The sequence below is a fragment of the Thauera sp. ZXT1-4 genome, from assembly GCF_052598215.2.
Genome location: NZ_JBQWSN020000062.1, coordinates 1 through 5,263, shown reverse-complemented (window position 1 = coordinate 5,263; position 5,263 = coordinate 1). Strand labels below are relative to the sequence as shown.

The following is a 5,263-nucleotide window of genomic DNA, read 5'->3' as shown; positions in this document are numbered from 1 at the left end:
CGAATCGGGCAGCGGCGGGATGAATATGGACTTTGCCGCCGAATGCCGATGTGACGATTGAAGAGGCTTGTAACCCCTGAGCTCGGTCAATCCCACTCAAATATATGCTATCGAAATCCCGGTTGCTGGAACCGAGAATTTCCGCTTCCGACCCAATGCTGCCGTAGCCCCTTGAGGAATGCTGCCGTTCAACGGGCGCTAAGCTGCGGCCATTATGGAGCAGCTCTTACGCACTCACGGCGAATCTATGCGCAAAAAGGCACGGAGTGCTGGATGTCCGGACTAGCCACGCAAGCGGCTTAGGAAAAGTGTTATACGCTTCTTTCTAACGCGAAATAGTCATGAATAATCTTAGTTGTTGCTTTATGGATAGCGACTGTAGCTGCTTTAGCCTCTTCAAACAACTCAGGCTTAATAGGCTGACGGAAGCTGCCAATTCCTATTTCAACCTTGCCTTCTTCAGCACCTTCGGAGGCGGCAGTGAATACGTGCGATTCTGAAAAATGAACCCAGCCGCACAATGTATCGTACATAGACTCAACCCAAGGCAGTTCCTCTTTCAGCGAACTGACCAAATAATGGTCAGTAAGAGGCTTTCCGTCATTGGCTTTGAAATTCCGAAGTTTGCTGCCCTTAATGACATGCCTAGCCAGATCTTCTCGGTTCTGGACGATACGGAATGCGTGCAACCGGAGGAGGCCATCAAGCTGAACTCGGAGAAGTGGGGCGAGCGCATGAATATTATAGCTCTCGAATAAGGGAGGCAGAGCTTCAAGGAGCCCAATGTTACGGTCTATAAGACCGAACATGATGAGATCAGCTCTATAGAATGGCTTCCCTTCGGCGCTCTCGAAATGACCGGAAAACGCGCTCACGTATTCCTTTCTCAACTCCGCAACTAGATCTTCCATGGATTCAATCATGGCACGGAAACGTTCTCTTTAGACCATACAAGAGTATAAGAGACAATGGAGTATCGAGGTTATACCCACCCCCATAATTATTTAGCTCTTTTTTTAGTATCTCCATGTAATTATCAGCATTGACTGCAAGTGCACTTGGCTGGCAATATATTTGCCGTAATCCAAGCTCGCCGGCTTCGATATTGGCCCAAAAGAACCCACTCCCTACACCTGCAACATACCATTTAAAGTTTTTGCTTGAACTTACCCTATCCCAATCTCTAACCGTGACTTCAGCGCTTGCTGGAATTGAAAAGAGAAAGAAAAAATAAAAAATAAAACATTAATTTTCTTTTTATTCATCTTTTTAAATTACAAATACAAAGATAGAAAGAAACTCAAAAACGATAACCTGCCAGTGAGCTCGACTGACTTGAGCACGCCTCCAATAAAATAAATTGAGTGTTTTTTCGTATAAAAAACTACGCGTAAGGAAAAATAACAAAAGAGGAAAAGCAGCAGCTGACGGCCTTACGGGGCGATGCGACCCAGTTGGCACATAGGCAGAGAGCATACCGTCTCGCCCGGATGACCGCTATCCGGATTGGGTGACCAGCGACAGCTTCTGGCCGTTATGGATAGCTGTTCATAACGGCCATTATGCCCAGCTCCCAGTTATGAACAGTTTCGGTGCGGGCCGCGTCATCGCACGAGCGCAGCGTTGGTGCGCGATGCCTGCGGCCTGCACATAACTACAGGGTCTTGAGGAACTCGATCAGCGAGTCAGGCGCCTTGTAGCGCCGGATCGCCGCGTCTGGCTCCTGCAGTCTCCCCAGTGCCTGCTCCTTCATCGCCAGGTCAGCCTCGACGTATTGGTGAGTTGTCGTCGGGCTCTCGTGTCCCAGCCACAGCGCGATGACGCTGATGTCCACGCCGGCCTGCAGGAGGTGCATGGCCGTCGTGTGGCGGATGATGTGCGGGGAGATGCGGCGCGTCGCAAGCTGCGGCTGCGCGGTGGTCGCGGCCTTGACGGCGAGGGCGAGGCGCTGAGTGACGTTCCCACGCGTCATCGCCTGGCCATCGCGGTTGGGCAACAGTGGCGATGTGGGTTGCAACTGCGGATTGAGCCGCAGCCACGCCCTGATCTGCCGCACCGTCGAGCGCCACAGCGGCACCGTGCGTTGCTTGCGCCCCTTGCCGTGCAGGTGCACACAGGCTGCACCATCGAGCACCACGTCGGCCAGCGTCACGCCGATGATCTCGGAGACCCGGGCGCCGGTGTTGTAGAGCATCCTGAGCAGCAGATGGTCGCGCTGGCTCGTCCAGGAGTCGTCCGGCTCGCTGATGATCGCCAGCATTTCCTCACGCGACAGGAAGCCCAGCATCGGCCGCTCGAAGCGTTTCATCGGCACCCCCAGCGACTTCTCGACGGCATGCAGGGCGCTCACGTCGCGCCGACCGGCAAATTTCAGGAACGCCCGCAACGCCGCGAGTCGAGCGTTGCGGCTTCTCACTGTATTGCCCCGCTCGCGCTCGAGGTGATCGAGGAAGGCCAGGATCAGCACCGGCGTGATCTCCTCGAGCCGGATCGCCGTGGGTTGCTTGTGTAGCCGCGCCTGCGCGAAGTCGAGGAACAGCACGAAGGCGTCGCGATACGCGGCAACGGTGCGCGGGCTCATCGCGCGCTGCTGCTGCAGGTGCTCGGCGAAGAACGCCTGCACCAGGGCCGCGAAGCTGGGCGCCTGGACTGATTCGGGCTTAACCATCGTCGTCCTCCTCGGCTTCGTATGGATCGACGAAGTGCTCGAAACGCCTGCCCACCACTTGCAGGAGTTCGGGCGTGCCCGTGAGGTACCAGTACGTGTTCGAGACCTTGGCGTGGCCCATGTAGGTCGACAGCGCAAGCATGTGCTCGTGCACGTTCTCGCCCTGCTCATGCCAGCGCAACAGGCGACGCACCGCAAAGCTGTGGCGCAGATCGTGGATGCGGGCCGCACCGTGGCCCCCGCGAGCGACCCAGCCCAGTTCCCGGCGCAACTGATCGAAGATACGGTGGGCCTGCCGATCACTGAGCGCACAGCCGAGCCGGCGGCCACGGGTGGCGATGAAGAACGGCCCCTCAGGATCGGCAGGCACGTACTTCGTGCGCTCAATGCGATAGGCGCGCAGGGCAGTCACGGCACTCGGGTGCAGCGGCACCAGGCGCGACTTGCCGAACTTGCTGCAGCGGACGGTCAGCACGCCGACACTGAGGTCGACGTCCGCGTCGACCAACGCCAGGGCTTCGGAGATGCGCAGCCCCGTACAGGCGATCAGTCCGAACAAGGTCCGCATGACGGTACTGCGCAGCGGCGGTCGGAGCCGCCCGGCGGCTTCGAGCAAGGCCTCGATCTCCTCGTCGCGGAAGATGTGCGGGGTGACCCGACCCGGGACCGGCCCGAAGGTTGCCTCGTCGGGGACCTCGGTAGCCGGCTCGAACTGCTGCAGCCAGCGCGTAAACGGCCTGAACAGACGTAAGGCGCGAGCCGCCGTACCCCGGTCACCTTGACCACCCTTGACTTGCCGCGCCCAGGCAGCCATCACCTCGACGGTAAGCGGTCCGTGGTGACCGATTGCCTCGACATAGCGTGCTAACCGGACGAGCGCTTGACCCATGTGCTGAAGTTCGAACCCGAGGCGACGGCGCTCGGCCAGATACGTCTCGATCCGCTCGGGAAGGGATAGTCGGGCGCTCATGCTGGGCTCCCTGGCCAGGGCAAGGCCACTTCGGACAAGCCAGCGCGATCGGTCTTCGCGTAGATGAGCGAAGTGTTCAGCGAGCGGTGCCGCAGCACGTCGGCGACTTCCTTGATCGAGCCCCCGCTGTTGACCAGGCGACAGGCCAAGGTGTGGCGCAGGGCGTGCGCCCGGCCATGCGGGATACCGGCGCGGCTGAAGGCGTCGCGGATCACCCGATGGATGGCATCCACGCTGACCGGTGCATCGTGTGGCGCCAAGCAACGCACGAACACGGATCGGTTGCTGGTGCGCGGACGCTCAAGCCGCAGGTACGCCTCCAGCGCCTTGCCCGTGGGGACTGGCAGTGGCAGCACATCCTGGCGGCGAGACTTCGTCCGCCTCAGCGTGAGCGTGCCGTGCTGCCAATCGATGTCGTCCAGTTGTAGCCGGTTGATCTCGATACAGCGAAGGCCCAGATCGAGGGCCAGACGGACGATCGCATAGCCGCGCTTGGGCGCGCGCAGCGCCGGGGTGAATGAATTCAGGACACGGCCGACCTCGCGAGACTGCAGCGCGCGTGGCAGCGACGCATGCGTCCAGTTGGCGGGTGAAGCGATCACGCCCAGCAAGGCTTGCACCGAATCACCGCACGTCGCGCGCCAGCGCAGATAGCCACGCAAGGCGGCGTTGATGGTCACCGCGTTGCTGATCGTGTTGCGCAACTCCAACTGCTCGGCGACGAAGCGGCGGATGTCCTGCGGCTGCAGCTCTTGCAGATCCAGAGGATGGCCCGCGAACTTGTGCACCAGCAGCCGCTCGATGATCCGTAGTCGGACCGAGCGGGTGCCGCTGGTCAGCCCACGGGTGTCGAGCATGTATGCGTCGTAGCGGCTCAGCTCTTCGGCGATCGGACCCGACGGTGTCGGCAAGTCCGCGATCACGCCGCGCTGGCGAAGGATGGCCAGCAGCGGCATCAAAGCCGCATGTACCTCGCGCGGACGGCGCATCACCGGCCCTCTGCAACCACAGTGCGGCAGGTGATCCTGAAGAAACTGATCGATGCGGCTCTCGTCGAGCCGGTCGACCGGCAACCGGCACAGCGACATCCAGTGAGCGAAGTGCGCGACGGCGTTCAGCCATCGCCGGCTCGTGCTGGATGCGTAGCGACCGCGCTCCAGCCGTTCGACGTAGGCCGGCACATACGCAGCCAGCGGACCGTCGAGCAACCAGCCTTGCAGCACCGCATGCAGGGAAGGGATCTTGGGCATGGCAAACTCCTATCCGGAAGAGGAGTTGCCGTGCTGCGCCAGCGCCGGAATTATGTCCAGCCTAGGGCTCGTCGACGCTACGGATCAGGCGCTACGCCGAGCCATCCCCAGCATCGCCGTGAACCGACTGTTCATAACTGGGAGCTGGGCATAATGGCCGGACAGAGACCTCCAGCTCCTTCTAAGGGGTGCGGGGGAACGCTGCAAACCGACTACTACCGTCTCAACCCGACCCACAAGAGACACTCATGGCGTAGCTGGTCCTGTGGCAGGTCTCTGTGTGAAGCAGGCAGCCCAACGCACATAGGCCACGGGCCGCTACTGTTCAGCTTTGTTCGACGCCTGCCCCTGCCTCGCGGCGATGAAGATCCGCCC

Annotated in this window: 4 protein-coding genes; all 4 read right to left on the bottom strand. The window is 60.2% G+C overall.

The genetic code is table 11. The features are described 5' to 3' along the window. Window positions 1-311: 311 nt before the first annotated feature. Window positions 312-923, bottom strand: a complete 612-nt coding sequence (locus ACUH78_RS18690) for a hypothetical protein (RefSeq protein ID WP_445334371.1) — start codon at window positions 921-923, stop codon at window positions 312-314. Window positions 924-1,654: 731 nt separating this feature from the next. After that, a complete protein-coding gene (locus ACUH78_RS18685; RefSeq protein ID WP_445334372.1) occupies window positions 1,655-2,668 on the bottom strand; it encodes a tyrosine-type recombinase/integrase in 1,014 nt (337 codons plus the stop codon). After that, the gene (locus tag ACUH78_RS18680) at window positions 2,661-3,638 is read right to left on the bottom strand and encodes a tyrosine-type recombinase/integrase (protein WP_445334373.1); all 978 of its coding nucleotides are present in this window, start codon (window positions 3,636-3,638) and stop codon (window positions 2,661-2,663) included. The genes ACUH78_RS18685 and ACUH78_RS18680 overlap by 8 nt, the downstream gene beginning before the upstream one ends. Continuing rightward, on the bottom strand, window positions 3,635-4,888 hold the full coding sequence (locus ACUH78_RS18675; protein WP_445334374.1) for a site-specific integrase: 1,254 nt from the start codon (window positions 4,886-4,888) through the stop codon (window positions 3,635-3,637). Before ACUH78_RS18675 ends, ACUH78_RS18680 begins: the two co-directional genes overlap by 4 nt. Between the last annotated feature and the right edge of the window lie 375 nt (window positions 4,889-5,263).